This is a genomic window from Mesonia ostreae (assembly GCF_031845265.1).
GTDB classification, from domain to species: Bacteria; Bacteroidota; Bacteroidia; order Flavobacteriales; family Flavobacteriaceae; genus Mesonia; species Mesonia ostreae.
On record NZ_JAVRBG010000003.1, the window covers coordinates 173,112 to 198,715 of the forward strand.

20 protein-coding genes are annotated in these 25,604 nt (G+C 34.4%); 12 read left to right on the forward strand and 8 right to left on the reverse strand.

Annotation, left to right across the window (positions count from 1 at the left end; all coding sequences use genetic code 11):
• Window positions 1-33: 33 nt before the first annotated feature.
• The 8 genes from RLT85_RS04365 (at window position 34) to RLT85_RS04400 (ending at window position 10,294) form a co-directional block, all read left to right on the forward strand.
• Complete coding sequence (locus RLT85_RS04365; protein ID WP_311400812.1) at window positions 34-1,764, forward strand: OstA-like protein; 1,731 nt, start codon at window positions 34-36, stop codon at window positions 1,762-1,764.
• Window positions 1,761-2,969 (forward strand): aspartate aminotransferase family protein, encoded by a 1,209-nt coding sequence (locus RLT85_RS04370; protein ID WP_311400813.1) that lies wholly within the window; start codon window positions 1,761-1,763, stop codon window positions 2,967-2,969. The genes RLT85_RS04365 and RLT85_RS04370 overlap by 4 nt, the downstream gene beginning before the upstream one ends.
• A 71-nt stretch (window positions 2,970-3,040) precedes the next feature.
• Window positions 3,041-4,432 carry a tetratricopeptide repeat protein gene (locus RLT85_RS04375; protein ID WP_311400814.1) on the forward strand — a complete coding sequence of 464 codons (1,392 nt, stop codon included), beginning with the start codon at window positions 3,041-3,043 and terminating at the stop codon, window positions 4,430-4,432.
• Between the two features lie 74 nt (window positions 4,433-4,506).
• The gene (locus RLT85_RS04380; protein WP_311400815.1) at window positions 4,507-5,517 is read left to right on the forward strand and encodes a DUF368 domain-containing protein; all 1,011 of its coding nucleotides are present in this window, start codon (window positions 4,507-4,509) and stop codon (window positions 5,515-5,517) included.
• A complete protein-coding gene (locus RLT85_RS04385; RefSeq protein ID WP_311400816.1) occupies window positions 5,517-6,539 on the forward strand; it encodes a DUF368 domain-containing protein in 1,023 nt (340 codons plus the stop codon). The genes RLT85_RS04380 and RLT85_RS04385 overlap by 1 nt, the downstream gene beginning before the upstream one ends.
• The gene (locus tag RLT85_RS04390; protein ID WP_311400817.1) at window positions 6,536-7,264 is read left to right on the forward strand and encodes a shikimate dehydrogenase family protein; all 729 of its coding nucleotides are present in this window, start codon (window positions 6,536-6,538) and stop codon (window positions 7,262-7,264) included. Before RLT85_RS04385 ends, RLT85_RS04390 begins: the two co-directional genes overlap by 4 nt.
• 93 nt (window positions 7,265-7,357) lie before the next feature.
• The gene (locus RLT85_RS04395; protein WP_311400818.1) at window positions 7,358-9,373 is read left to right on the forward strand and encodes a DUF349 domain-containing protein; all 2,016 of its coding nucleotides are present in this window, start codon (window positions 7,358-7,360) and stop codon (window positions 9,371-9,373) included.
• A gap of 45 nt (window positions 9,374-9,418) precedes the next feature.
• Window positions 9,419-10,294, forward strand: a complete 876-nt coding sequence (locus tag RLT85_RS04400; protein WP_311400819.1) for a DUF808 domain-containing protein — start codon at window positions 9,419-9,421, stop codon at window positions 10,292-10,294.
• Between the two features lie 203 nt (window positions 10,295-10,497).
• Here the strand turns inward: RLT85_RS04400 and RLT85_RS04405 are convergent, their stop codons facing one another.
• Window positions 10,498-11,991: an SGBP N-terminal domain-containing protein gene (locus RLT85_RS04405; RefSeq protein ID WP_311400820.1), complete on the reverse strand. Its 1,494-nt coding sequence runs from the start codon at window positions 11,989-11,991 to the stop codon at window positions 10,498-10,500.
• Window positions 11,992-12,437: 446 nt separating this feature from the next.
• Here RLT85_RS04405 and RLT85_RS04410 point away from each other — a divergent pair, with 446 nt between their 5' ends.
• Window positions 12,438-13,646, forward strand: coding sequence for a M24 family metallopeptidase (locus RLT85_RS04410; protein WP_311400821.1), 1,209 nt, complete (start codon window positions 12,438-12,440; stop codon window positions 13,644-13,646).
• A 284-nt stretch (window positions 13,647-13,930) separates the two neighbouring features.
• Here RLT85_RS04410 and RLT85_RS04415 read toward each other — a convergent pair whose 3' ends face one another.
• The 7 genes from RLT85_RS04415 to ruvX all read right to left on the reverse strand — a co-directional run bounded on the left by RLT85_RS04415 (window position 13,931) and on the right by ruvX (window position 21,626).
• Window positions 13,931-15,427, reverse strand: a complete 1,497-nt coding sequence (locus RLT85_RS04415) for an acyl-CoA dehydrogenase family protein (protein WP_311400822.1) — start codon at window positions 15,425-15,427, stop codon at window positions 13,931-13,933.
• Between the two features lie 764 nt (window positions 15,428-16,191).
• Window positions 16,192-18,129: a M1 family metallopeptidase gene (locus RLT85_RS04420; RefSeq protein ID WP_311400823.1), complete on the reverse strand. Its 1,938-nt coding sequence runs from the start codon at window positions 18,127-18,129 to the stop codon at window positions 16,192-16,194.
• A gap of 90 nt (window positions 18,130-18,219) precedes the next feature.
• Complete coding sequence (locus RLT85_RS04425; protein WP_311400824.1) at window positions 18,220-18,675, reverse strand: SRPBCC domain-containing protein; 456 nt, start codon at window positions 18,673-18,675, stop codon at window positions 18,220-18,222.
• Between the two features lie 7 nt (window positions 18,676-18,682).
• A complete protein-coding gene (gene mazG, locus RLT85_RS04430) occupies window positions 18,683-19,456 on the reverse strand; it encodes a nucleoside triphosphate pyrophosphohydrolase (protein WP_311400825.1) in 774 nt (257 codons plus the stop codon).
• Window positions 19,457-19,694: 238 nt separating this feature from the next.
• The gene (locus RLT85_RS04435) at window positions 19,695-20,144 is read right to left on the reverse strand and encodes a DUF5606 family protein (protein WP_311400826.1); all 450 of its coding nucleotides are present in this window, start codon (window positions 20,142-20,144) and stop codon (window positions 19,695-19,697) included.
• Between the two features lie 59 nt (window positions 20,145-20,203).
• Complete coding sequence (gene def, locus RLT85_RS04440; protein ID WP_311400827.1) at window positions 20,204-20,794, reverse strand: peptide deformylase; 591 nt, start codon at window positions 20,792-20,794, stop codon at window positions 20,204-20,206.
• A 421-nt stretch (window positions 20,795-21,215) separates the two neighbouring features.
• Window positions 21,216-21,626 (reverse strand): Holliday junction resolvase RuvX, encoded by a 411-nt coding sequence (gene ruvX / locus RLT85_RS04445; protein WP_308863536.1) that lies wholly within the window; start codon window positions 21,624-21,626, stop codon window positions 21,216-21,218.
• 87 nt (window positions 21,627-21,713) lie between these two features.
• Here ruvX and RLT85_RS04450 point away from each other — a divergent pair, with 87 nt between their 5' ends.
• Genes RLT85_RS04450 through RLT85_RS04460 form a run of 3 tightly spaced genes read left to right on the forward strand, consistent with a single transcriptional unit; the run spans window position 21,714 to window position 25,433 of the window.
• Window positions 21,714-22,529 carry a 2,3,4,5-tetrahydropyridine-2,6-dicarboxylate N-succinyltransferase gene (locus RLT85_RS04450; protein WP_311400828.1) on the forward strand — a complete coding sequence of 272 codons (816 nt, stop codon included), beginning with the start codon at window positions 21,714-21,716 and terminating at the stop codon, window positions 22,527-22,529.
• 1 nt (window position 22,530) lies between these two features.
• Window positions 22,531-23,589 (forward strand): glycosyltransferase family 9 protein, encoded by a 1,059-nt coding sequence (locus RLT85_RS04455; RefSeq protein WP_311400829.1) that lies wholly within the window; start codon window positions 22,531-22,533, stop codon window positions 23,587-23,589.
• The gene (locus tag RLT85_RS04460; protein WP_311400830.1) at window positions 23,586-25,433 is read left to right on the forward strand and encodes a glycosyltransferase; all 1,848 of its coding nucleotides are present in this window, start codon (window positions 23,586-23,588) and stop codon (window positions 25,431-25,433) included. Before RLT85_RS04455 ends, RLT85_RS04460 begins: the two co-directional genes overlap by 4 nt.
• Window positions 25,434-25,604 lie beyond the last annotated feature (171 nt).

Consider the following 25,604-nt stretch of genomic DNA (forward strand, 5'->3'; position numbering starts at 1 on the left):
ATTTAATGATTACTTTTGATAAAAATTAAAGTATTGAAAAATTATCTTCTCTTTCTTTTTGGCTTTCTTACTTTGGGATTCTCGCTTCAGGCGCAAGAGAATTCTAAAAAAATTGATTATACCAGTGAAAGATCTATTAAAAACGAAGAAAAATATCCAGGAGCTTTCTTATTAAGTAAAGTTACGGAGCAGGTTTATTTTAATCACGAAGGAATTGAGGTTTGGTGCGATCAAGCTATTTTTTACAAAGAAGATGATTTCTTTAAAGCCTTTGGGAATGTAAAAATGATACAAGGCGACACCATTAATATGACAAGTGAATACGCCGAATATAACGGAAATACCAAATTTGCTTTTGCCAGCACCAACGTATTTCTCACTACTCCAAAAAATACACTTACTACAGATACGCTCTTTTTTGATCGTATGAAACAACAAGCTTTTTATAGAAGCGGCGGCACAGTAAGAGATACTGCCAGCACTATTAAGAGTAGGGTGGGAAGATTTTTTATGGAAGAAGATAAAATTTCTTTTATTCAGAATGTGGTAGTCACCAATCCAGAATACGTGATCAATTCCGAGCAAATCGATTTTTATTCAGAAACAGGACACGCTTATCTTTATGGACCATCTACAATTAAAGGAGAATCGAGTGAAGTGTATTGCGAACGTGGTTTTTATGACACTAGAAATGATAAAGGCTACTTTGTAAAAAATTCTACGATTCACTACGATAATAGAAAATTGCAAGGCGATAGTATTTATTTTAATCGAGAGAATAGTTTTGCGTCTGCCACCAATAATATTAGAGTGACAGATACCGCTAATCAATCTTTAATTACAGGTCATTATGCAGAGGTTTTTCGAGCAAAAGATTCTGTTTTTATTACCAAAAGAGCCTTAGCTTCTATGAAACAGGAGCAGGATTCCATTCATATTCATAGCGATACTTTAATGATTACAGGTAAACCAGAACGCCGATTGATTAGAGGTTATTATGACACGCGCTTATACAAATCTGATATGAGCGGAAAATGCGATTCGGTTATCGTCAACGAATATACAGGCCTAACTGAAATGCTAGGAAAACCTGTGGTATGGACAAGTAGTAATCAAATGACAGGAGATACCATTCATTTATTGAACAACGTAAAAACCAATCAGCTAGATTCTTTAAAAGTCTTTGAAAATGCGTTTATGATTCAAAAAGATTCCATTAACGGATTTAATCAAGTAAAAGGAAAAGAAATGTTTGGGTTGTTTGAAGACAATGAAATCACCGAAACCAATTTTATTAAAAACACCGAGACCATTTATTACAGTAGAGATGATGATACTTCCCTTATCGGAATAGATAAAGCCATCTCCTCCTCCATCAAGATTCTATTTAAGCAAAAAGCCATTACAGATATCTATTATTATACCGATGTAGAAAGTATTTTATACAAAGAAGAAGATTTTCCTGAAAATGCACGGCAACTAAAAGGTTTTAACTGGCGTGGTGACGAACAATTACTTCAAAAGTCAGATTTATTTATCAATGATGCACCTTTAAATTTACCCAAAATTAAAGGAATACCATTGCCAGCAGAGGAAGAAGAATTTTTTGAAGAAAAAGAGGAAGGAGAAGAAGTCATCCTGAATAAAAACTCTAGACTTACACCGCAACTACTTCAAAATAGGGACAAAGACAGTGTGAAATTAAAAGAACCCAAAGTCCCCGAATTAAAGAAAGAGAAACCCGAGTTAAAGTCGAAGTTATGAGAAAAGACTTTTTAACCTACCAAGCACAAACCACTCCGCATCCTTTAGGAATCGAAGTGCAGCACGCGAAAGGAAGTTATATTTATGATACTTCGGGCAAAACCTATTTAGATTTTGTTGCGGGAGTTTCTGCTTGTAGTCTAGGCCATTTGCATCCTAAAGTAGTCGCTGCGATCAAAGAGCAACTCGAGTTGTATATGCACGTGATGGTGTATGGCGAATATGCCCAAGGTCCCGCGATTGAGTTTTCAAAATTACTCGCCGAAAACATAGAGATTGAAAATGCCACCACTTATATGGTGAATAGCGGCACCGAGGCAATTGAAGGAGCGCTTAAATTGGCGCGAAGGTATACAGGACGGCAAGAAATTATTTCGGCACATCAAGCATACCACGGCAATACCATGGGCTCTTTGAGTTTGTCAGATTTTGAAGAACGCAAAAAACCGTTTTATCCTCTAATTCCAGAAATTGGTCATATTCAATTCAATAGTATTGCAGATATTGAAAAAATTACTTCTAAAACCGCTGCGGTGGTATTGGAAACCATTCAAGGGGGCGCGGGTTTTATAACACCTCAAGACGATTACTTAAAAAAAGTAAAGCAACGTTGTGAAGAAGTAGGCGCGCTTTTAATTTTGGATGAAATACAACCCGGCTTTGGAAGAACGGGACACTTATTTGCTTTTCAGAAGTATGGGGTGGTTCCAGATATTTTAGTTATTGGGAAGGGAATGGCTGGAGGTTTACCCGCAGGAGCATTTGTGGCAAAAAATGAGGTGATTAATACGTTAAGTGACGCTCCAAAAATGGGACATATTACCACTTTTGGTGGAAACGCAATCATTTCCGCGGCAGCCTTAGCAACATTACAAGAAATTACTTCTTCTAATCTTATGCAAGAAACTCTAGAAAAGGAAGCCTTATTCAAAGAAATATTACAACATTCGCTCATTAAAGAAATACGTGGAGTAGGATTAATGCTAGCTTTAATTGTTACTTCTGAAGAGGTTGCTAATCAATTGATTTTGAAATCACAAGAAGAAGGACTTATCTTATTTTGGCTTTTATTTGAAAAAAGAGCCGTACGTATAACTCCTCCCCTAACTATTTCTCATCAAGAAATTGAAGAAGGTTGTAAAAAAATTATAGCTCTCTTAGACGAGATAAATAAGCAGCCTGTTAATTATTTTGTTAACAAATAACACAGTCTAATGTTAGTTTTGTTGAAATTACAGACTAACTTTAGTAATGTAGGAATATTAAACATTCGTATATGCATTTGAGTCAAAACGAAGGACATCATTTCTCACTCTCTAAATTTGAATCGATGCTTAAAACAAATGATATTTTGTTTTTTGACTCGGACGAATTTGAAGCTATTATATTTCATTACCTAGAAGTTGGCAAAATTGCTTTGGCAAAAAAAGCGGTGCGTCTAGGTTTGGAACAGCATCCTAATTCAATTCATTTACTGCTTTTTAAAGTCGAGATTTTCATATTTGAAAATAAGTTAGAAGAAGCAGATAACATTTTGAATAATTTACACAAAATTGAACCTTCTAATGAAGAAATCTATATTCAAAAAGCCAACATTCTTTCTAAGAAAGACAAGCACCAAGAGGCTATAAAAATGCTAGAGATCGCATTAGAAAATACTACAGATGCGCCAGATGTTTACTCCTTACTAGCTATGGAATATATGTTTTTGGAAGATTTTGAAAATGCCAAAAACAATTATATGAAATGTTTAGAGATAGACCAAGAGGATTATAGCGCTTTATATAATATTATCTATTGTTTTGATGTGCTAGAAGAGAAAGGAGAGTCTATAAAATATCTTCTTTCTTTTATAGAATTAAATCCTTATTGTGAAGTCGCTTGGCATCAAATAGGAATGCAATACCGCCACTTAAAAAAATATGAAGAAGCCTTAGATGCTTTTGACTATGCCATTATTTCTGATGAATTTTTTATTGGCGCCTATTTGGAAAAAGGAAAAGTACTAGAGAAATTAAAAAGATATAAGGAGGCAATTCAAAACTATCAAATTACTTTAGAATTAGATGATCCTACTGCCTTTGCATTTTTACATATTGGAAAGTGCTACGAGAAGTTAGGAGTAGAAGATCTTGCCATTCATTACTATAAAAAAGCAACTCACGAAGATCCTTTACTAGATAAAGCTTGGATTGCCATAACCGATTTTCACTGCCGCAAATTCAATTTTCAAAAAGCTTTATATTACATCAACAAAGCGATACAAATTGATGAAGAAAACATATTATATTGGAAGCGGTTTTCTAAAATAAATAAGAAGCTTAACTTTTTGGAGGAAGCCGAAAAGGGTTTACAAAAAAGCTTAGAATTAGGAAATTATGAGTTAGAAACTTGGATCACTCGCTGCGATTTACTTATTAATTTAGGAGAGTTTGAAACTGCTATACAGTCTATGCATCAAGCGATGGAGTTTTATCCAGATACTGCCGAAATAGAATACCGTTTATCTGGTCTACACTTTAGCATTAATCAAGGTGTAAAAGGATATGCTCATTTAGAAAAAGGATTACAAATAGATCAGGAATATGTTCTTCTAATGGATTATGTTTTTCCTAATATTTTTAACCGTCCTAGTATCCAGAAGCTTATTGCGAAATATAAAGCTTAACCAATTCTCGTATTAAAATTAGCGCCTTCTTTTCTATTTTAGTATTTTTACTTTTATAGAATTGAATCAACTTGATGAGAAGAACATTTAAAGACTATTTCTCCATAGGATTAAAAGGAATGGCTATGGGAGCAGCAGATGCTGTACCAGGAGTTTCTGGAGGAACCATCGCTTTTATCTCTGGTATTTATGAAGAATTAATCAACACGATTAGCAACATAGATATTGCACTTTTTAAAACAATTCCCAAAGAAGGTTTTAAGGCATTTTGGGAAAAATTAAACGGCAATTTTATACTTGCCTTACTATTAGGAATCATTATCAGTTTTGTTTCTTTTATGCAATTGGCAAAGTACTTAATTGAAAATGAACCTGTTTTAATTTGGTCTTTCTTTTTTGGTCTTATTGTCGCTAGTATTTATTTTATTGGAAAACAGATAAAAACTTGGAGTATTGCAGTAATTATTTCCCTCATCTTGGGAGCTGTAGCAGCTTTTTATATTTCTTCTCTCCCACCATTATCCAGTAATTCTAATTCCTATTTTTTATTATTCGCAGGAGCAATCGCAATATGTGCTATGATTTTACCAGGAATTTCGGGTTCCTTTATTTTATTGATTTTAGGAGCCTATAAAACCCTAAGCGATGCCATTCACGACTTAGATTTTAAAAAAATTGCTCTTTTTGTGGTGGGAGCTGTAATAGGTCTATTAAGTTTTAGCCGAGTTTTAAAATGGCTTTTTAACAACTATCATAATTGTACGCTGGCTGTACTTACCGGATTCATTTTTGGATCTCTAAACAAAGTCTGGCCTTGGAAGATCACTGAAATTGTTTGGAGTAAAGACCTAGGAAGAGAAATCAGTCTATCAGAAATCTCCAATTTTGGTACGCTAGCTCTTTTTCAAAAAGAAACACAAGATTTTGAAACGCTCAAAACAATTTCAGATGTAAGTGTACTTCCTACAACATATGAAACCCTTAACCAAGGCACAGACGCGCAGATTTTCTGGGCTCTTGCTTTAATGATCATTGGGTTCTTAACCATCTTTTTATTAGAGAAATTTGGTCAAAAAGAAGGATAATGCAACAAACCCGAACTTTTAGAGATAAATTATTCTTAGTACTTAAAGGTCTAGCGATGGGAGCTGCCAATAAAGTTCCTGGAGTTTCTGGAGGTGTGGTTGCTTTTGTAGCTGGTTTTTACGAAGAGTTTATTCATTCCCTGCAAAGAATCAATTATAACTCGTTTTTATTGCTTCTGAAAGGAAAATTTAGGTCTTTTTATCACTACGTAAACGGAAAGTTTTTAGGTCTCCTCATCTTGGGAATGGTGATTAGCTATTTTAGCGTTTCCAAAATTCTCGATTACCTCATCGTTCATTACGAACTCTATGTATGGTCTACGTTCTTTGGGATGATTATTGGATCCATTTATTTTATCGCCAAAGATTTTAATCTTAAATCTTCCAAAAATATTCTTTTTATTGTTTTAGGAATGATTGCCGGAATTGGGATTAGTTTATTAGAGCCCGCTACCGAAAATGACAACCTTTGGTTTGTATTTATATGCGGAATTATAGGCGTTTCGGGGATGACTTTACCCGGGCTTTCGGGCTCCTTTATTCTTATTCTTATCGGTAATTATGTATTGTTACTTGTAGATTCAGTTAATGCGCTTTTCGATACGCTTACAGATCTTATGCGGTTAGACTTTTCATTCACGAACGATCCCGCAAGAGTTAGATTATTGCAAGTACTTACCAGCTTTACGGCAGGATCTGTGGTGGGATTAGTCACTTTATCACATATTTTGGGATTTGTACTAAATCATTATAAGAACATCACATACGCCATTATTATTGGTTTTATTACCGGTTCGCTGGGCGTGGTTTGGCCCTGGAAAGAAAAGATTTTTAAAACCGATATGGCTGGAGAAATTTTAAAAGATGCCAACGGCAATCAAGTTTTAGACAACTACGACCGCTATTGGCCAAGTCTTTCAGATTCTAGTACATACCTTGCACTTATTTTTATTATTATGGGTATCTCAATCGTTCTAGGTTTAGAACGTTATGGAAGACCTTCAAAAGAGAAACAAGCATGAAAAAATTTGGACTTATAGGTAAAAACATTTCGTATTCTTTTTCTAAAAATTTCTTTCAAGAAAAATTTAATCAGCTTCAGATAGATGCGGTATATGATAATTTTGATATCGAAAACATCAAAGAATTTAAAAGCGTCCTTCAAAAAAACAAACAGCTAAAAGGTTTAAATGTTACCATTCCTTACAAAGAAAGTATTCTTCCTTTTCTAGATGAACTTTCCGCGGAAGCGCAACAAATACAAGCCGTAAATACCATCAAATTTGTAGACAACAAACTCATTGGATACAATACAGATGCTTTTGGATTTATGAAATCTTTATTTCCGATTTTAGAAAAACAGCATAGCCATGCGCTTATTTTGGGAAAAGGAGGCGCCTCAAAAGCGGTGGCCAATGCTTTAAAATCTATGGGAATTGAGTATTGTTTTGTTTCTAGAAATCCGCAGGAGAATGACTTCGCTTACGCGGAATTGGATGAGAAAATAATTAAAGAGCATCCTTTAATTGTCAATTGTACACCCTTAGGAACGCATCCTAAAGTAAAAGAATCTGCAGCAATTCCCTATGACTTTTTAGAGCCTTCTCATCTACTCTACGATTTGGTGTATAACCCTGCTATTACTGAGTTTCTAGCGAAAGGGAAAATACGAGGTTGCAGTATTTATAATGGCAATAAAATGTTAGAATATCAGGCAGAAAGAGCTTGGCAAATTTGGAATGAATAAGCAAATATTCCTTCGGCATATTTTTCTTGCAGAAACAACTCGTAGTTACTATCTTTCAAGCCTATAACCATATGAACTTAAACATTGAAAAAAATGTCTGACAAGGAAACTCACGAAAACGAAAACGAAGAAAAAAAAATCAACCCAACCCCATCTACAGAACCTAAAGAGAATAGCGATAAAGATGCTAATTTAGAGGAGGCAATGGTTGAGGAAGCAGATTTTGAAAGAAACGAGGAAACTCCTGTAAGCGCAGAAGAGGATAAGAAAGAAGCTGAAGGAGAGGAGAAGGAAAATTCTAAGGAAAAGGAAGAGGGTACCGACATGCATAAAGAAATGGATGACGCTATTGCAGAGGAAAGTGAAGATGAGGATTCTGGGAAAAAACATGACATTGAGATGAAAGACTATCATGCGATGAGCATGAAAGATTTAGTGAATGAGTTACAGTCTTTGGTTAAAAAAGAGAAAATTCAGGCGATAAAAGATCACGTAGAAGAAATCAAAACCGAATTTAATGCGAAGTTTGAAGAAGAAATGGAGCAGAAAAAGGAAGATTTCTTAGAAGAAGGAGGAAACATTATTGATTTTCAATATTCGACTCCTGTAAAAAAAGAATTCAACTCTGCTTATTTCGAGTATAAAGAAAAACGCAATCTACATTATCAAAAGCTGAAGCAGAACTTAAATGAAAACTTAAATCGCAGGTTAGCGATTATTGAAGAGTTAAAAGGGATGATTGGAGCTGGAGCCGATATGAATGCCAACTTTAAAGAATTTAAAGAGCTGCAAGAACGTTGGAAAAAAGCTGGAGCTATCCCAAGAGATCAATACAATACGGTTTGGAATAATTACCACCATCACGTAGAGCATTTTTATGATTTCTTGCATTTAGATAGAGAGTTTAGAGATATGGACTTTAAACATAATCTAGAGCAGAAACTTAAAATGATTACTCGTGCAGAAGAATTGGCTCAAGAAACCAATATCAATAGAGCATTTAGAGAGTTACAAATGCTTCATAAAATGTGGAAAGAAGATGTAGGTCCTGTAGAGAAACAATATCGCGAAGATATTTGGGGAAAATTTAGTGAGGCTACAAAAAAGATTCACGAAAACCGTCAAGCTCATTTTGCTGAACTAGATAAAGACAAAGAGAAAAATCTAGAATCTAAAAATGATTTAATTAGTCAAATACAAGAATTTGCAAGTTTAGATATCACTTCTCATAATCAAGCTCAACAGCGTATTAAAAAAATAGAGGCTTTACGAGAGCAGTTTTTTAAAGCGGGGAAAGTTCCTAGAAATGTAAATGAAGAAACTTGGTCCAAATTTAAGGAAACCGTTAGAGAGTTTAATCGTAAAAAGAACGCTTACTATAAAAATCTTAAAAAAGAACAATACCAAAATCTAGAGAAAAAATTAGAATTGGTAGAAATTGCAGAAGATAATAAAGACAATAAAGACATGGAGGCCACTACGCCTATCATGAAGAAGGTGCAAAGCGAATGGAGAAAGGTAGGACACGTGCCTAGAAAAGATAGTGATAAGATTTGGAAACGCTTTAAAAAAGCTTGTAACCATTACTTTGATCGTTTGCACTCTAAGCAAGATGAAGAGAATAAAGAAGGCATAGAAGCATTTGAAAAGAAGAAAAAAATGCTAGAAGAAGTAAAAGAGCTCAAATTACCAAAAGAACATAAAGAAGCTCTAGCTCTAATAAAAACCAAGATTTCTGAATGGAAAGAATTGGGAAGAGTGCCTTATAAAATGAAATATATTGAAGGCAAGTTTAATAAAGTATTAGATCATTTATTTAATGAATTGGACTTAAGTAAAAAAGACTCTGAAATGCTTAAATACGAAAATCGTTTGCAGGCATTAGACGACGCAGATGATACGGAAAAAATACGCAAAGAGCAGTTCTTTATTCGCAAGAGAATTGATGAGACAAAAGCAGAAATTAGACAATTGGAAAACAATATGCAGTTTTTCTCTAATGCAGATGAGTCTAATCCTCTATTTAAAGAAGTTTTAAAAAATATTGAACGCCATAAGCAAGAGTTAGAAACTTGGAAAGCTAAACTAAAAAAGTTGAGAGCTTTATAATCTTTAACTCTCTTTATTATCTTTTATTATCTCCAAATATAAAGTATGGCTTCAGGAATATTTGCAATTTTAGATGACATCGCAGCCCTTATGGATGATGTGGCGATGATGAGTAAAGTCGCTGCAAAAAAAACAGCAGGAATTTTAGGGGATGATTTGGCAGTTAATGCCGAAAAGGCCTCAGGTTTTGTTTCTTCTAGAGAAATTCCTGTGCTTTGGGCCATCACAAAAGGTTCGTTATTAAACAAAATCATCATTCTTCCTATCGCTTTTTTATTAAGCGCCTTTTTACCTTGGGCCATCACCATCATTTTAATTTTAGGAGGACTTTATCTCGGTTATGAGGGTGCCGAAAAGATTTATCACTATTTTAATCCTCATCAACAAGAATCAAAAAAAGAAGAGCTTAAAGAAGTAAGTACAAAAGAAGAAATTCTGGCTTTAGAAAAAGAACGCGTAAAATCTGCTATTGTTACTGATTTTATTCTTTCCGTAGAGATTGTTATTATCGCATTGGGTACCGTAGTAAAAGAACCCATTGCTACCCAAATAATTGTGGTAAGCATCATTGCGCTTATTGCAACTGTAGGAGTTTATGGCATTGTAGCTCTAATTGTAAGAATGGATGAAGCAGGTCATCATTTAATAGAAAAAAGCACCTCAGAAAAGAGTTTTACCAATAAATTGGGAGAATTTTTAGTAGCGGCACTACCCAAAGTGATTAAAAGTTTAAGCGTTATAGGAACCATTGCTCTACTTTTAGTGGCAGGCGGAATTTTTGTTCACAATATAGAGTTTATACATCACCTCTTACCAGAAGCTATACCTTCTATCTTATTTGAATTCTTTATTGGACTTGTAGCGGGTTTTGCCTGTTTGCTGTTGGTGGAGTTATTCTTGAAGATTAAGAAAGCTTTTTAAGTGTTTCTAGCATTATTAATTCTATCCGACCATTGTTCATCAATCTTATTATTTAATCAAAAATCTAGCGTCAAGCCCTAAGAGCTAAGAATTAGAAAAAAAAATTTCGAGATATCTTAATCAATATCGGACTGAGAAATCTGTCTTAATACTTCTGCGTTTTTGCCAGTATCGTTTAGATATATTAATTAATTACAATAACTCTAATTGAAGTCTACTACGACTCCTTCCCCATACCTTTGATTGTAATAGATAATTATTGGTGTCGGATGTGGAGAAGACTGTCCTACTACTGAAGGAAACATATAACTATTTATATGAATTGGAAATGTTAATTGTGTAGCATCTGGATTTACACTAACGTAAGATTGATTATATTGATAGATTGTGCCATTATGAGCTAAAACCCTAAGTCCCGGTACTAAATCATTACCAACTAAAATAAGGGTGTCCATAAAAGAAAAGCTAGTTTGATTAATTGAAGTTATTTCTGGAACATTTTCCGCTAAGACATCAATTTCAAAATTTGAAACACATTTAACTATATCCCCTACTTTATATTTTAACTTATAGTTACTTGCTGTGACGATGTTTTGTGGGAATTCAATTTTAAAACTGGTCAATAGAATATCATTATAGGTACTGGAATAATAATCTGAAAAAGTAAGCTCGTAACTATTTTGGTCATTTTCTAAAATAAGTTTTGAATCTGGAATAGTTAAATCAACAAAAGAGGCCTTTACAATTGGAATCGCATTACTGTAATATTTTGTAGCAATATCATTAGTACTATTAGCTACATTCATAGTAAAAAATGAAAACACTTTGGTTTTAATTCTATATACATTAGAGGTTTGATTTTCTGCCGTTATTGTATATTCTACAATATCTTCAAAATTTTGAGGTTCGGTAATATCAGGACTGATGAGCGCCCCGTTTGATATCGTAATAATTGGCGATATATTGTTAGGATTTTTGTTGGTTTCCACTTCAATGGTGCGAGTAGCATGATTGATGACGCCTTCAAAAATTTCGTCGTCAATAATAAGTTGAAAGCTTAATATTTTTTTTTCATTTGATAAAGGTGTATTATTGGTTATAACATTATAGGTTGCTTGTTCTCCATTATGAGCCGTAACTGTGTATTCAATATTTTCACTGAAGTCTTGTTCTTGTGAAGAACTGGGAGAGATACTTGCATTAGGAGAGTATTCAATGTTTGGAATTAAAGTATTGTTTAATTCTAAACCTTGGGCTTCAATAAGAATAGTTTTATCTACATGATTTATTACTCCAGAATAAGTTGTATCGATTGGAGTAATACTAAATGAGGTTATTTCATTATCTGAACTACCTACCCTTACAGAGTAAATGACTTCGTTTCCATTTTCTGCTGTTACAGTATATTCTACACTATCACTAAAATTCTGAGATATTCTGTCTGAAGGAGATATACTTGCGTTTTCTGATATTTCGATTTTAGGGGTAATTGGATTGGATAAATCTAAATCACTTACCATAATATTAATGGTTTTATTTGATTGATTAATTACTCCACTGTATTCATTCTCATTTTCTATAATTTTAAAAGAAAGTATTTGATTTTCCGAACTTAATTTTTGCTCATCATCTTTTGCACAATTAGTTAAAATTAGACTAAAAAGTAATAATACAGATAATTTGATTTTTATTTTCATCAAGTGGATTCTTAAAATTAGATGATGGTAAGCTTCATTTCTTACAATCACTTTGATTGTAGAACATAAAATTAGTCAAATATTTTTATGAAAAGATCAAAAGTAGTTTTATCTGTTGTTTTGGAAGCTTTACCCTACTTTTTTTTTGCATCACTTTTCTAATTCGGCTCCGAACTTATCCATTTCGACGCCGCAGTTCTTACACGTGTATCCGCCGTATAAAGCTCGCTCTTTATGAACTGATTTTCTTATGATCTCTTGCTGGATATTGGCTTTTCACCCACGATGTTTTATATAAATTTTAGGAAATTACCAGTTAGAATTCATTAATTTCAAAATATCTGCATTAGCCCTTTTTTATAGGTAATCAGATTGCCTAGAAGTAAGTCAAAAATAAGTTTTCATCACTGCTGAAATATCAACATCAATTTTAAAATATATAAAGAATGAATAGCAACAGAAAATATGGTATTGGCGGTAGTACGCCAGAAGAAGAACTCTCTAAATTAAACGCACCAACCAAAAAGCCCACGCCTATAAAAAATGAGGAATTTCAAGATAGAATTGATAAGGCTTGCAAGGCTATGAAATCAAAAGGCTTGGATGCGCTTTACATCAATGCAGGAACTAACCTTTATTATTTTACCAATACGCAATGGAATGCTTCAGAGCGTTTGGTAGGCGCACTTCTTTTTGCCGATGGAAGTCTTCATTATATAGTTCCAGATTTTGAAATAGGCACGTTTAACGATTTCATCGGAATTGAGGGAGAAATCATTTCGTGGTTAGAACACGAGTCTCCAATACAAAAAATTGCTGAAGCGGTTGAAGAAGGTACACGCTTAGCGATTGATGATGCTACTCCGTTTACCATGGTTTCTCATTTTCAAGAACATGAAAAACTGAAGATTAGTAGCGCAGAAGAGTTGATTAGAGACCTAAGAATGGTGAAAAGCAAAGCTGAAATTGCACACCTTCAATACCCCATGGATCTAACTTTGCAAGTACACCAAGCCACTGCCAGAATTTTAAAACCAGGCATTACTACTTCAGAAGTGGAGGATTTTATTCACAAAGCACATCAAAATCTAGGTATTGCCAGCGGAAACTATTTTTGCATCGTTTTATTTGGAAAAGATTCTAGCTTTCCGCACGGCGTAAAATCACCAAAAGCCTTAGAAGAAAACGACATTGTTTTAGTAGATACGGGTACGCAGTATAATGGATATATCTCAGACATTACAAGAACCTATAGTTACGGCGATGCTACCGAAAAAGAAAAAGAAATTTGGAAAAATGAAAAAGCCGCTCAACTAGCTGCTTTTGATGCAGCACAAATCGGCAAGTCTTGTGGATATATAGACGATCAAGTTCGTGCACAATTAGAAAAAGACGGACTTGGTCCCAACTACGACCTACCGGGATTACCACATAGAACGGGACACGGAATAGGTTTAGAAATTCATGAGCATCCCTTCATTCTTAGAGGAAATGATATTAAAATACAAGCAGGAATGACGTTTAGTATTGAACCTATGATTGTGGTTCCCAACGAATTCGGGATTCGTTTAGAAGACCATGTTTATATGACAGAAGAAGGCCCAGAGTGGTTTACAAAACCTTCGCATAGCATTGAAAATCCTTTTGCGGTTTAACATTATTGTCACTTCGAGTGGGCTGCTTTAGAAAACAAACCATCTTAGTTGGCGTAGCTTTTCTTAGCAAGTTGCATCGAGAAGACATGGTTAAAAAACGATTTTCGTGTCTCGATCATGAGTTCTCGATAAACCACGCCAAAAAAAAATTAAAAAAGCCCTCTCCAACGGAGAAGGCTTCTTATTTATGGATAAATTGTTAGAAAATTACTTCGTTTTTAAACGGAAATATTTGATTTCGCTTAACCGCTAAATACGCTGTCCATACCTACTAAAAATAGACTTTACGCAAATTTAGACCAAGCGCTATCTAAAGAATAGTCTTCAATCACATTTACAGAATTATCAAACTGAAAGTAGCTTAATAGACCAGATATTTCCTGCTGTACCATTTTGATACAATTCTCAATTAAATCTTTCCTAAATCCTTTCTCTTGAAGCTCTAATACGTATGCGATGCTTACTACTCTAGCGATAATTCTACCCAACTCCACCAATTTTCTTTGTGAGAGGTTTCCACTAATATCAAAATTGAGGTCTTTCTTAAAATATTCACAGGCTTGCGCCGTAAGATCTAAAGTTTTAAGATATTCCCATAAATTTGAGTTCTTTTTCTTTCTCATAGCCCGAGTAATCATTTCAGAAATTTGAGAATATAGCATTTCATTAGATCCTTCAAAAATTTGAAAAGGCCTACTGTCCATAATTCCTCTTCCACCAATATGGCTTATTCTATATCCATTGGCTCCAGAAAGCTGCGTTAAGATTTGCGCCGATTCGTGCATTAAATCTGTAACTACAGTTTTCATACTATTTGCTTCCAATCCATTGGTAGCCAAATTATGTTCTATACCACTTATAGCAGTACTTCTTAAGCACATTGCAGAACTTATAGTAAAAGCCGATTGAATTTTTGCCAATTGAAATTGAATTTGATCCATTGCCAATAAATTGCTCGCCCCAACCATTCGTTTTTTACAATGCTGGGTAGCTTCATCTAGCATTCTCTTAATAAAACCAGCTCCCATTCCTGGAAACTGCAATCTACTTCTATGTAAAATATCTAACATCATTTTGATTCCTGTAGATTCGGGAACCAATTTTTGGGTTTTTGGAACTTTAATATCCAAATTATTTAAACCATAAGGAATCATATAAAGTCCCGCATTGTCATATATTTCTTCTACGTGAATATGCTGTTTTGACTTTGAATTGTCTGAAATGAAAAAGTCGATATCTCTAGAAAGGTCTCCATTTTCCATCTTTTTTCTGGTCGCAATTAGCCAATAATCTGCCATCCCAGTAAGTCCCTGCCAATGCTTGTTTCCCTTAATATGGTAAGTCTCATCAAATTCTTTACTGAAGGTTTTCATATTCAAAGCGTCACTACCAAAATTAGGCTCGGTAATCATAAGACCGCCCATATTTTGTTCTTTAAGAAAACGATTGAAAATTTCTGGCTTTATAGAATCTTTAGCATATTTTGCTATAGGTTCTAAAAACAAGGCGATATTAATTCCGAAGGTAAGCGAAAGAGAAAGCGACTCGTAAGAAGCTGCTGAAAGCACCTGCAAACATTCTGTTACGTGCCCTCCGCGACCACCATATTCTGAAGGAATAGCTACTGATAAGGGTTGTTTTGACATAATTTCACTCAAAACCTCTGAAGGTAAGCCACGTTCTAGACTTAATTGATCTATGTCTCTCTTCTCATGAAATAGATGGTGGAGACTAGATTCAAAATCTTTGATGAATTCAGAAAATTTAGTTTTTGTATTCATGAAAATTATAATTATAAGTTTTTTAGTATAGATTATATCTTTAGACCAAAATGAAAAAATTGTAAAAATTTATTAACCAATGGACACCCTTTTCTAAAGGTTTCCTTGTTAAAATATAAAGCTTGATCTCTATTTAACAAAAATATTAAAAATATTATTTAGAATGAGTAAAAGCAACATTTTAATTTTAACTATTATGTGTTTGACTGTACTGTAGAGAACATTAACTTAGTTTTTGTATAAATAGTTGCGAGATTACTTACAAAAATATGGGTTTTACTTTTTGCTTCGAAATAATAATTTCTTTTTCATTATAACTCCTTTTTCTTTTAGAAGTCAATTTATTTTAAATAGAAAAAATCAGATTAAACTTTTTAATTAACTCAATTGCAAAACCAATATTCGGTTTAGGTTAGATTGATTTCTGGATTCGTATGCATTTAGCATTGCATAAATTTTTGTGTACAAGAATTTATGGAAACCCACATTTATTATTTAGTCCTATTTTTCTTCATCTTTATTTCTACGGAATAAAATCACTTAAAAATTATGTCAAGTCCTATAAAATTTAAAAAATGAGGCTGTCTAAAATGTTTTGAAAACTGTCATTCTGAATTTATTTCAGAATCTCATCATATTGATTGCCAAACCAGTATAAGAACCTAAATCAAGCCCGCTTGAATGAATTCAATTCGGACAGGTTCAGGTTGACAGTAATCGACTTTCTAGACAACCTCATTTTTTGTTCTAAATGAAGTTCAAATTTACTCCTTAATCAGTTTTCTAATCAGACTTTTTTTTCCTATAAAGTTGACTTTTAATACATAAATGCCTTTTGATAACGTGCTTACATTAACTTCTGTTGCATTGCCTTCTTCGGTAAGAATTTTTCTTCCGTTAAGGTCAAAAATTGCTACACTTTTAATGGGATTTTGCATTTCAGAAAAGTAAATTATTTGATTCGCAGGATTCGGGTACACCGTAAATAATTCTGCGTTTGCGCTAGAAGTAGATAAGTTTACCGAGTTATTTTTAGCAATCACATCAAAATCTGGATTAAGCTTCACCTCTACCACCGTAAAATTCACAGGAATATTAAAATTTTGATTGTTACTAGTATGCTCCACCGAAGTGTCTAAAACCTCCCCATTTGCTCCCAAAAGTCGCACCGGCAGAAAGGTTTCAAAGAAATCTACAGAAGGATGACTTTGCGACTGACTTAAAGTTAGCGTAACCGAATTGGAAGTAGGTTGAACTACGTTGGCCGTAAAACTTGGGTAACCTTCATTATAAATCCAATCGTCAAAAAACTCAGTAAGCGATAAGCCGCTTTGTTGTTCTAAAATACCTTTTAAATCGTTGGTGTAAGCATAGCCATACGTCAAATCGGGATCATCCAAATAATTTTGTAATCCTTGGTAGAAATCATTATCACCCATTTTATTACGCAACATATGAAGCACCATCGCACCTTTACCATAACTTAATCTACTGCTAAAAATACGATTTACATTTAAGGTATCATTGGCAGACATATATACCGCGCCATCTGGTTCTGAAGTGATTTGCATCACTTTATATCCTTTCCAATAATTAAAAGCCTCTTCGCCATCAAAATCTTCTACCACCAAACCACTTAAATAGGTGGCAAAACCTTCGTTTAACCAAACATCTCTCCAGCTTCCGCAGGTTACTTTATTGCCAAACCACTGGTGTCCAAGCTCATGAGCGATAAGTCCTCTATTAAAATTTCCCATAAAAGAAACGGTAGAATGCTCCATTCCCCCGCCCCAACCAAACTGGGCGTGTCCATATTTTTCATTTTCATAGGGATAATTGCCAAAAAGCGTACTAAATAAGTCCATTATAGGCTCTGTTACTTGTAAAGACGGAGTTACGCTCGCTGCATCTTCTGGATATATATAATTTACCAATGGAAAATTCATTCCATTATACGAATAATTGCTATTAATCACTTCATAATTGCTTACTGCAATCGCAACTAAATAAGCTGGAATCGGGTAATTATGTTTAAAATGAACTCTTTTTGAACTCCCAATAGAATTACTACTAAGTTGAAGTCCGTTTGCTACGGCTATATTTTCTTCATTAAAAGAATTATACTGCGGAACGGTTAAATACACATCCAGTTCTTCCACTTTATCATTCAAATCTTGCTTGCAAGGCCACCACGCTTTTGCGCCATAGGGTTCTGAAAGTGTCCAAATAATTCCGCGTCCATTATGCGTGGTTTGCTCAAAAGAACCAAAACCAGAACTTATAGGATTCCCCTCATAATCCACGTGAACTGTAAAACTCTGTCCTGCGGTTAAAGAAGTGTTTAAATTGATTATTAACTCATCTCCGCTACGCGTATGAGTCAAAGATTGGCTAGTATCATTGGTTACACCATTTACTTGCATATTTGAAGCTAAATCAAAGACAATAGTAGTTAAGTTTTCTGTGGCTGCAAAAGTAGTGGTTACCACACCTTCAATATACGCTATAGAAGGATCTAAGGTTAAATCTAAACTTTGGGAATTCACATCATAATTTCCTGTGTTACTATTGGGCACAAATTGCATTGCTTTCTCTGCAGAAAGGCGTTCTGCCTTACAAATGGCGAGATCATCGGCTTTCCATTGTTGGGAAAAACCTATTTGAGAAATAAAGCATAGTATTAATAGATAGATATATTTCATAAATTCATGTTTTATTATAAAGCGAATGAGTTAAGGTATAAGTCTTTAAGCTCGCTATAACTTACGATAAAATACGTAAAAAAGTTTTATTTAGTGGGTTTCAGCGATTTGTTTTATCTGTTGAATGATAGATTCCCAACCTTTACCATACTGATAAATCTCTTGATAGCGTTGCTCTCCATTAGCAACGGTTTCAAATCCATACTGACTTATACGCAACTCACATTCTTCCTCGTTGAGAGCCTGAATATAATAGGTGACATTCAAATGATTTTCTATCACATGCTCATAATCTGCTTGAGGATCGATTACCGTGTAAGTGAGCATCCAAGGTTTTTCTATGCTAAGAATAAACCCTTCTACCGGCGTTATGAGTTTTCCTTCGTGCATCATTTCCCACTTTAAAAGTGCGCCTTCCTCCCATGTAGAAGTTGCTTTACAACCATACATATATTTTTGAGAATGCTCTGGCAAAGTTAATACGTCCCAAATTTGAGATGGACTGGCTTTAATTTGTACCGTATTCTGAATTACTTTTTGTTCCATAATTTTTTTATAAAGTTTTAGCTTCCTCCCAAAAGACATCCATTTCAGTTAAACTCATATCGTTGAGCTCTTTTCCGCTTTCCTTAGCTTTGCTTTCTAGGTATTGAAATCTTTTTATAAACTTTTTATTTGTTCGCTCTAAAGCGTTTTCTGGATCAACCTTTAAGAACCGAGCATAATTAATCATAGAAAACAACACATCACCAAATTCGGCTTCCATAAGGTCGCGATTCTCGCTGTCTACTTCTTGTTGCAGCTCATCCAACTCTTCCTTTACTTTCTCAAAAACCTGTTGCGGTTCTTCCCAATCAAAACCTGCTCCCGCAACTTTATCTTGTATTCTACTTGCTTTTACCAAAGCCGGCAAAGAACGAGGCACACCTTCCAAAACACTTTTTTTACCTTCTTTTAATTTTATTTTTTCCCAATTTCGTTTTACTTCCTCTTCATCGGCTACCTCTACATCGCCATAAATGTGAGGATGCCTATTAATAAGTTTATCACAAATACCATTGGTAACATCTCCAATATCGAAAGCCTTTTTTTCACTTCCTATTTTAGCATAAAATATAATATGTAACAACACATCACCCAATTCTTTTTTCACCTCTTCCAAATCTTGATCTAAGATAGCATCACCCAACTCATAAGTTTCTTCTATGGTAAGGTGACGAAGACTTTCTAAGGTTTGCTTGCGATCCCAAGGACATTGTTCTCGCAACTCATCCATTATGGTGAGCAATCTATCAAAAGCTTTAAGTTGTTCTTCTCTCGTACTCATAAATTGGTTTTTTAAACGTTAAATGTAGTGATTTTTATATAAATCCTAAGTTTTACCAATAGAGAGAATAGACCCAGTTTTACCCGCAAATACCAATTGGAAAATGCAATGTAGTATCGCTTATAATAATTACGCTTTCGCGGAAATAAAATCGTGTATAAGACTTGTTATGAATTTATTCACACAAAAAAAGCCTTGTTTCTCAACAAGGCTTTGTGATTTTGTCCTAAAAACAAGTTTATTCTTCCTCTGTAGAAGCTTCTTCTTTAACTTCTTCTTGTTTGCTTTCTTCTTCTTCTGAAACAGAGAAGTCATTCATTTCTGCTCCAACTAGAATATTATACCACTGAAATACTTTTTTAATATCGCTCACATAAACGCGATCTTCATCATATTCTGGTAAAATTTCTTTAAAATATTCTTCTAGTTTTGCTTTAGACTCTTTGTGGCTAATCGCCTCTTTCCCGTCTTCCTTCTCTGCTATCTTTCGAAAAACCTCTTTTAAAGGAACTTCTTCTGTATAGGTATACATCGCAATTTCACTCAACATACTCACATTGTGTCTTACAGATACTGACAATTTTTTACGATCTGCTAGAGACTCTGCAATAAAACCTCCTCTGGTTTGTGCCTTCAATTCATATAATCCTGGTTTTCCTGAAATTGCTAATACTTTATCTAAACTCATCTTCTTCTATTTATTTTTGGGTGGCAAATATCTAATCTCTCTGGGTAATCACAAAAGTTTTAGCGTCCTTTTTTTAATTTAGGAAAACGCATTCTATACTCTATATTGATTTTCCCCTTAGAAATATTCTCTAATTTTCCTTTTATCAGTCGTTTTTTTAAGCTAGAAAGCTTGTCTGTAAACAAGATTCCTTCAATATGGTCGTATTCATGCTGAATCACTCTTGCCGCCAATCCTGTATACTCCTGCGTGTGCTTTTTAAAGTTCTCATCGTAGTACTCAATCGTAATATTGGGTTGCCTAAATACATCTTCTCTTACTTCAGGAATACTTAAGCAACCTTCATTAAACGCCCACTCATCCCCCATTTCATCTATAATCTGCGGATTTATAAATACTTTCTTTAAACCTTTCAATTGCTTTTTATCATCATCAGATAATTCTTCATCTTCTGCAAAAGGAGAAGGATCTATAAGAAACAAGCGTATAGGAAGTCCCACTTGTGGTGCTGCCAAACCTACTCCGTAAGCTCCGTACATCGTCTCCCACATATTTGCAATCAGCTCTTTTAATTTGGGGTAATCTTTAGGTATATCTTTCGCTTTTTTCTTTAAAACGGGATCCCCGTAAGCTACTATTGGTAAAATCATATGACTCTATTCTTAAATTCTTTTGCAAAGGTAAGGATTTGATACTTTAAAATAAAAGGAAACTCTTTTTAGGTTGATGAGTTGGTGAGTTGATGAGTTGGTGAGTTGATGAGTTGATGAGTTGATGAGTTGATGAGTTGTTTAGTGAAAAACTAAAAGTGAAAAGGGAAAAATATTAATGTACTAATTTGAAAATGCTTCTTGGTGGCTGAGTGATTTTTGAAAAAAATTATATCGAAGCCTAGATTAGGTTTTAGATATGAGATGTTAGGTGTTAGGTGTTAGGTGTTAGGTGTTAGGACTGAAGAAACAAGCTCAATGATTTGATGTGTTGGTGAGTTGTTTAGTGAAAAACTAAAAGTAAAAAGGGAGTGTTCATTAAAGTGTGTTACTAAGTTAAACAAATTTGAAATGAACAATATTAAGCATTGTAAAGGTAATTTTGAAGAATAATCGTAGCGCTTATTTCATCTACCAAAGCTTTATTTCTTCGCTGCTTTTTTTTGAGTCCGCTGTCTATCATCGTTTGAAAAGCCATTTTTGAAGTAAAACGCTCATCTTCTCTCTTAACTGGCATCTGCGGAAATTGTTTCGCAAACTCTTCCAAAAAAGATTGAATATACACTTCACTCTGGGAAGCCGATCCGTCTTTTTGCGTGGGTTCACCCACCACCATTAATTCTACTTTTTCTTTTTCAAAATAGGTTTTTAAAAAAGCCATTAAATCTTTGGTCGCCACCGTAGTTAAGCCAGAGGCAATGATTTGTAACTCATCGGTTACCGCTATGCCTGTACGTTTTGTTCCAAAATCTAATGCTAAAATCCTTGCCATGAATTGTTTTCTTGCAAAGGTAAGACTTCTAAGCGTATTGCTGTGATATTTATAAGTAAGCCTTATCTTAGCGCCAAATTTGAACCTATGGAAAAATTACAACAACATATATTAGAAGCTTGGGAAAACCGAGACCTTTTAAAAGAAGAAACCACACAAAAAAGCATTAGAGAAGTTATTCATAAGATTGATGCAGGAGAATTGCGTTGCGCTCAGCCTACTTCAGACGGATGGCAAGTGAACGAATGGGTGAAAAAAGCGGTGGTCTTGTACTTCCCTATTCAAAAAATGGAAACCTTAGAGGCAGGAATTTTTGAATACCACGATAAAATGCCTTTAAAAACTGGATATAAAGAAAAAGGAATTCGCGTAGTGCCAAGTGCTGTGGCGAGACACGGAGCTTATATTTCTAGCGGAGTTATTTTGATGCCTAGTTATGTAAATATTGGCGCTTATGTAGATGAAGGTACGATGGTAGATACTTGGGCCACGGTAGGAAGCTGTGCGCAAATTGGTAAAAACGTACATATTTCTGGTGGCGTTGGTATTGGTGGTGTTTTAGAGCCTTTACAAGCCGCGCCCGTAATTATAGAAGACAATGCTTTTTTAGGATCAAGATGCATTGTGGTTGAAGGGATTCGCGTAGAAAAAGAAGCGGTTTTAGGAGCTAATGTAGTCTTAACAGGTTCTACAAAAATTATTGATGTGACGGGGGATGAGCCTAAAGAAATGAAAGGTGTTATACCTGCACGCTCTGTGGTGATTCCTGGTAGTTATACCAAAAAATTTCCTGCAGGAGAGTTTAATGTACCTTGTGCTTTGATTATTGGAAAACGTAAAGAAAGTACCAATAAAAAGACTTCTTTAAACGATGCTTTAAGAACTTACGATGTAGCGGTTTAATATGAAAGTACTTGTAATTCAGCAGAAAATGATAGGCGACGTACTTACGTCTTCTATTTTATGCGAAGCCATAAAACAAAAACACCCTTCTGCTGAATTGCATTATTTGGTAAACAGCCACACGGTTCCAGTGGTAGAAAACAATCCTTTTATAGATGAATTGGTGTTATTTACTTCGGAAATGGAACAGCGTAAACGCGTTTTTTATCGTTTCCTAAAAAAAATCCGTAAAGCAAAATATGATATAGTGATTGATGTCTACGGAAAAATTAGCAGTAATTTAATCAGCTATTTTTCTAAAGCACCTAAACGGATTTCTTACCATAAAAAACACACGGCTTTTTTATACACACATACTTTAGAACGACTAAAAAAACCAGTTCACAATTGCAGTCTCGCCATTGAAAATAGATTAAAATTAGTGGAGTTTTTAGAGATTCCGTTTCAAGAAATCAATCCGAAAATATATTTAACTCAATCTGAAATTTCTTCCGCGGAAGCGTATTTAACCCGTTCTCATATAAGTCTTAAGAAACCCTTGTTTATGATAAGCGTTTTGGGAAGTAGTGAAGCAAAAACATATCCTCTAGATTATATGGCAAGCTTTTTAGATAGTTTGGTGACAGAAAACAAGGAGGCTCAGCTCCTATTTAATTACATTCCTAAACAAGAGAAAGAAGCACGAGAAGTTTACGAACATTGTTTGCCTATAACTCAAGAATGCATTTTCTTTTCGGTTTTTGGAAAAAGTTTACGCGAATTCTTGGCCATTACCTCCCATTGTGATGCGATGTTAGGAAATGAAGGGGGCGCAATAAATATGGCAAAAGCTTTACAAATTCCTACATTTACCATTTTTTCGCCTAGTTTGAAGATGCAGAACTGGTTTGGAGAAAAGGAGAACAAAAATCATAAGGCGGTACATCTTCAAGAATTTATCCTCTACCAAGAAGAAGATTTTGTAGCCGCAAAAAAGGAACCTTCCAAATATTATCTTAAATTTACTCCTTCTTATATTGTTCAACCGCTGCAAGATTTTATTGCCAACCTGTCTTTATGAAGTATAAATTTTTAATTTACATCTCTTACAGCTATGCTTTGCCGACGGGAAATCCCTTGGAGCAAGAGATTTTAAAAAGAGGAGAAGAGGTTTGGTGGTTCGCCGATGAAAAGGATGGTAAAAAAGCTTTAAAAGGTAAAGACAATGTTTATACCGATATTGAAGATGTTATTGCTTATGAACCCCATATTGTATTGGCGGCAACGAATATGGTTCCAGATTTTATCACCGGTGTAAAAGTTCAAATTTTCCATGGCTTTTTAGCTCAGAAAAGACCTTCTAAACGGCATTTATTTAGTGAATTTAGAATTAGAGGATTTTTTGATTTGTATTGTACGCAAGGACCAAGCACTACAGAGAATTTTAAAAAATTAGCGAAAAAATATGGCTATTTTGAAGTGGTTGAAACGGGTTGGAGTAAAGTTGACCCACTATTTCCCATAGAAACTAAAGAGATTGCGGCTATTCCTAATATTCTGATTGCCTCTACCTTTACAGAGCGATTAAGTTTAGCTTATAACGAAGAAGTCTTCCAAGAAATTAAACGATTATCTACTACAGGAAACTATAATTTTTTGATGGTTTTACATCCTAAATTGCCTGCGGAAATTATTAAGAAGTGGAAACAATTAGAAGGCGAGTTTTTTACTTACTATGACACTACAAATCTAATTCCGCTATTTAAAAAATCGGCTATTCTTTTTGCAGACACGACCTCTGCGATTCAAGAGTTTTCTTTGCAACACAAACCTATCGTTTGTTTTGATCATACTTTTGAGCACGACTACCTTATTCATGTGCATAATGCTAACAAAATAGAAGCCTCTTTTCAATATGCTTTAGAATATCCTGAAAAAGTATTGAAAAAGCTCGCAACCTTTACCCAAAGATTGCATCCCTATCATGATGGTCTATCTAGCGCTCGAGTTATTGATGCATCAATTTGCTTTTTAAATAAAGATAAGACAGAGTTAAAACCAAAACCTATTAACCTGATACGTAAATTAAAAATAAGACAACAGTTACATTATTTTACGTTTCAAACGTTTAACAGACCTCCTGTTTACAAAAAAGAGATTTTAGATTTGGAGAAAATAACGGCTATTATTCCTACAGGGAATGAGGTTCACAATATTGAGAATGTGATCAAATCTGTAGATTTTGCTGATGAAATTTTGGTGGTAGATAGCTATAGTACAGATGGTACGTATGAAAAAGCGCTCCAATTAGCAGATAAAGTAGTTAGAAGACAATATGAGTATTCTGCTTCTCAAAAAAATTGGGCGATTCCGCAAGCAAAACACGAATGGGTTTTATTGGTAGATGCAGATGAACGCGTAACCGTTCCGTTAAGAGAAGAAATTAGGGCAATTCTTGCGAACCCACCAAAAGACAATACCGTGGGATACTGGATTGGTCGTAAAAATCATTTTATGGGACAGCACGTAAAACATAGTGGCTGGAAGAATGATAAAGTGATTCGTTTGTTTAAAAGGGATTATTGCGTTTATGAAAATAAAAAAGTGCACGCAGAGATTATTGCAGATGGGAAAATACGCTATCTAAAAAATAAATTTTACCACAATACCTATATTACCTTAGATAAGTATCTAGAAAAAATGAATCGCTATGCGTGGTGGCAGGCTAGAGATTACCATAAGAAAACAGGAGAATTAACTGCCTACCATTTTGTGATTAAACCCTGTTGGAGCTTTTTTAAACATTATATCTTACAAGCTGGCTTTAGAGACGGTGTGGTTGGTTTTACGATTGCCTATATTAAAAGTTATACGGTAGTAATGCGTTATTCTAAGGTTTGGCTTTTGAGAAGAGGGAGGAAATAATCTATCTAGAACATAGACCGCTAAGCTGTAAGAGTTTAGACTTTTTCTATGTCAATTAAAACTTAAAGACCTGAAATATCCTCAATTTTTACTAATTAATCTAGGATTTACAGTACTAAACGATACAAATATTGATGGAACTAAAATTGATTTAGAGTTAATTGATTGTAA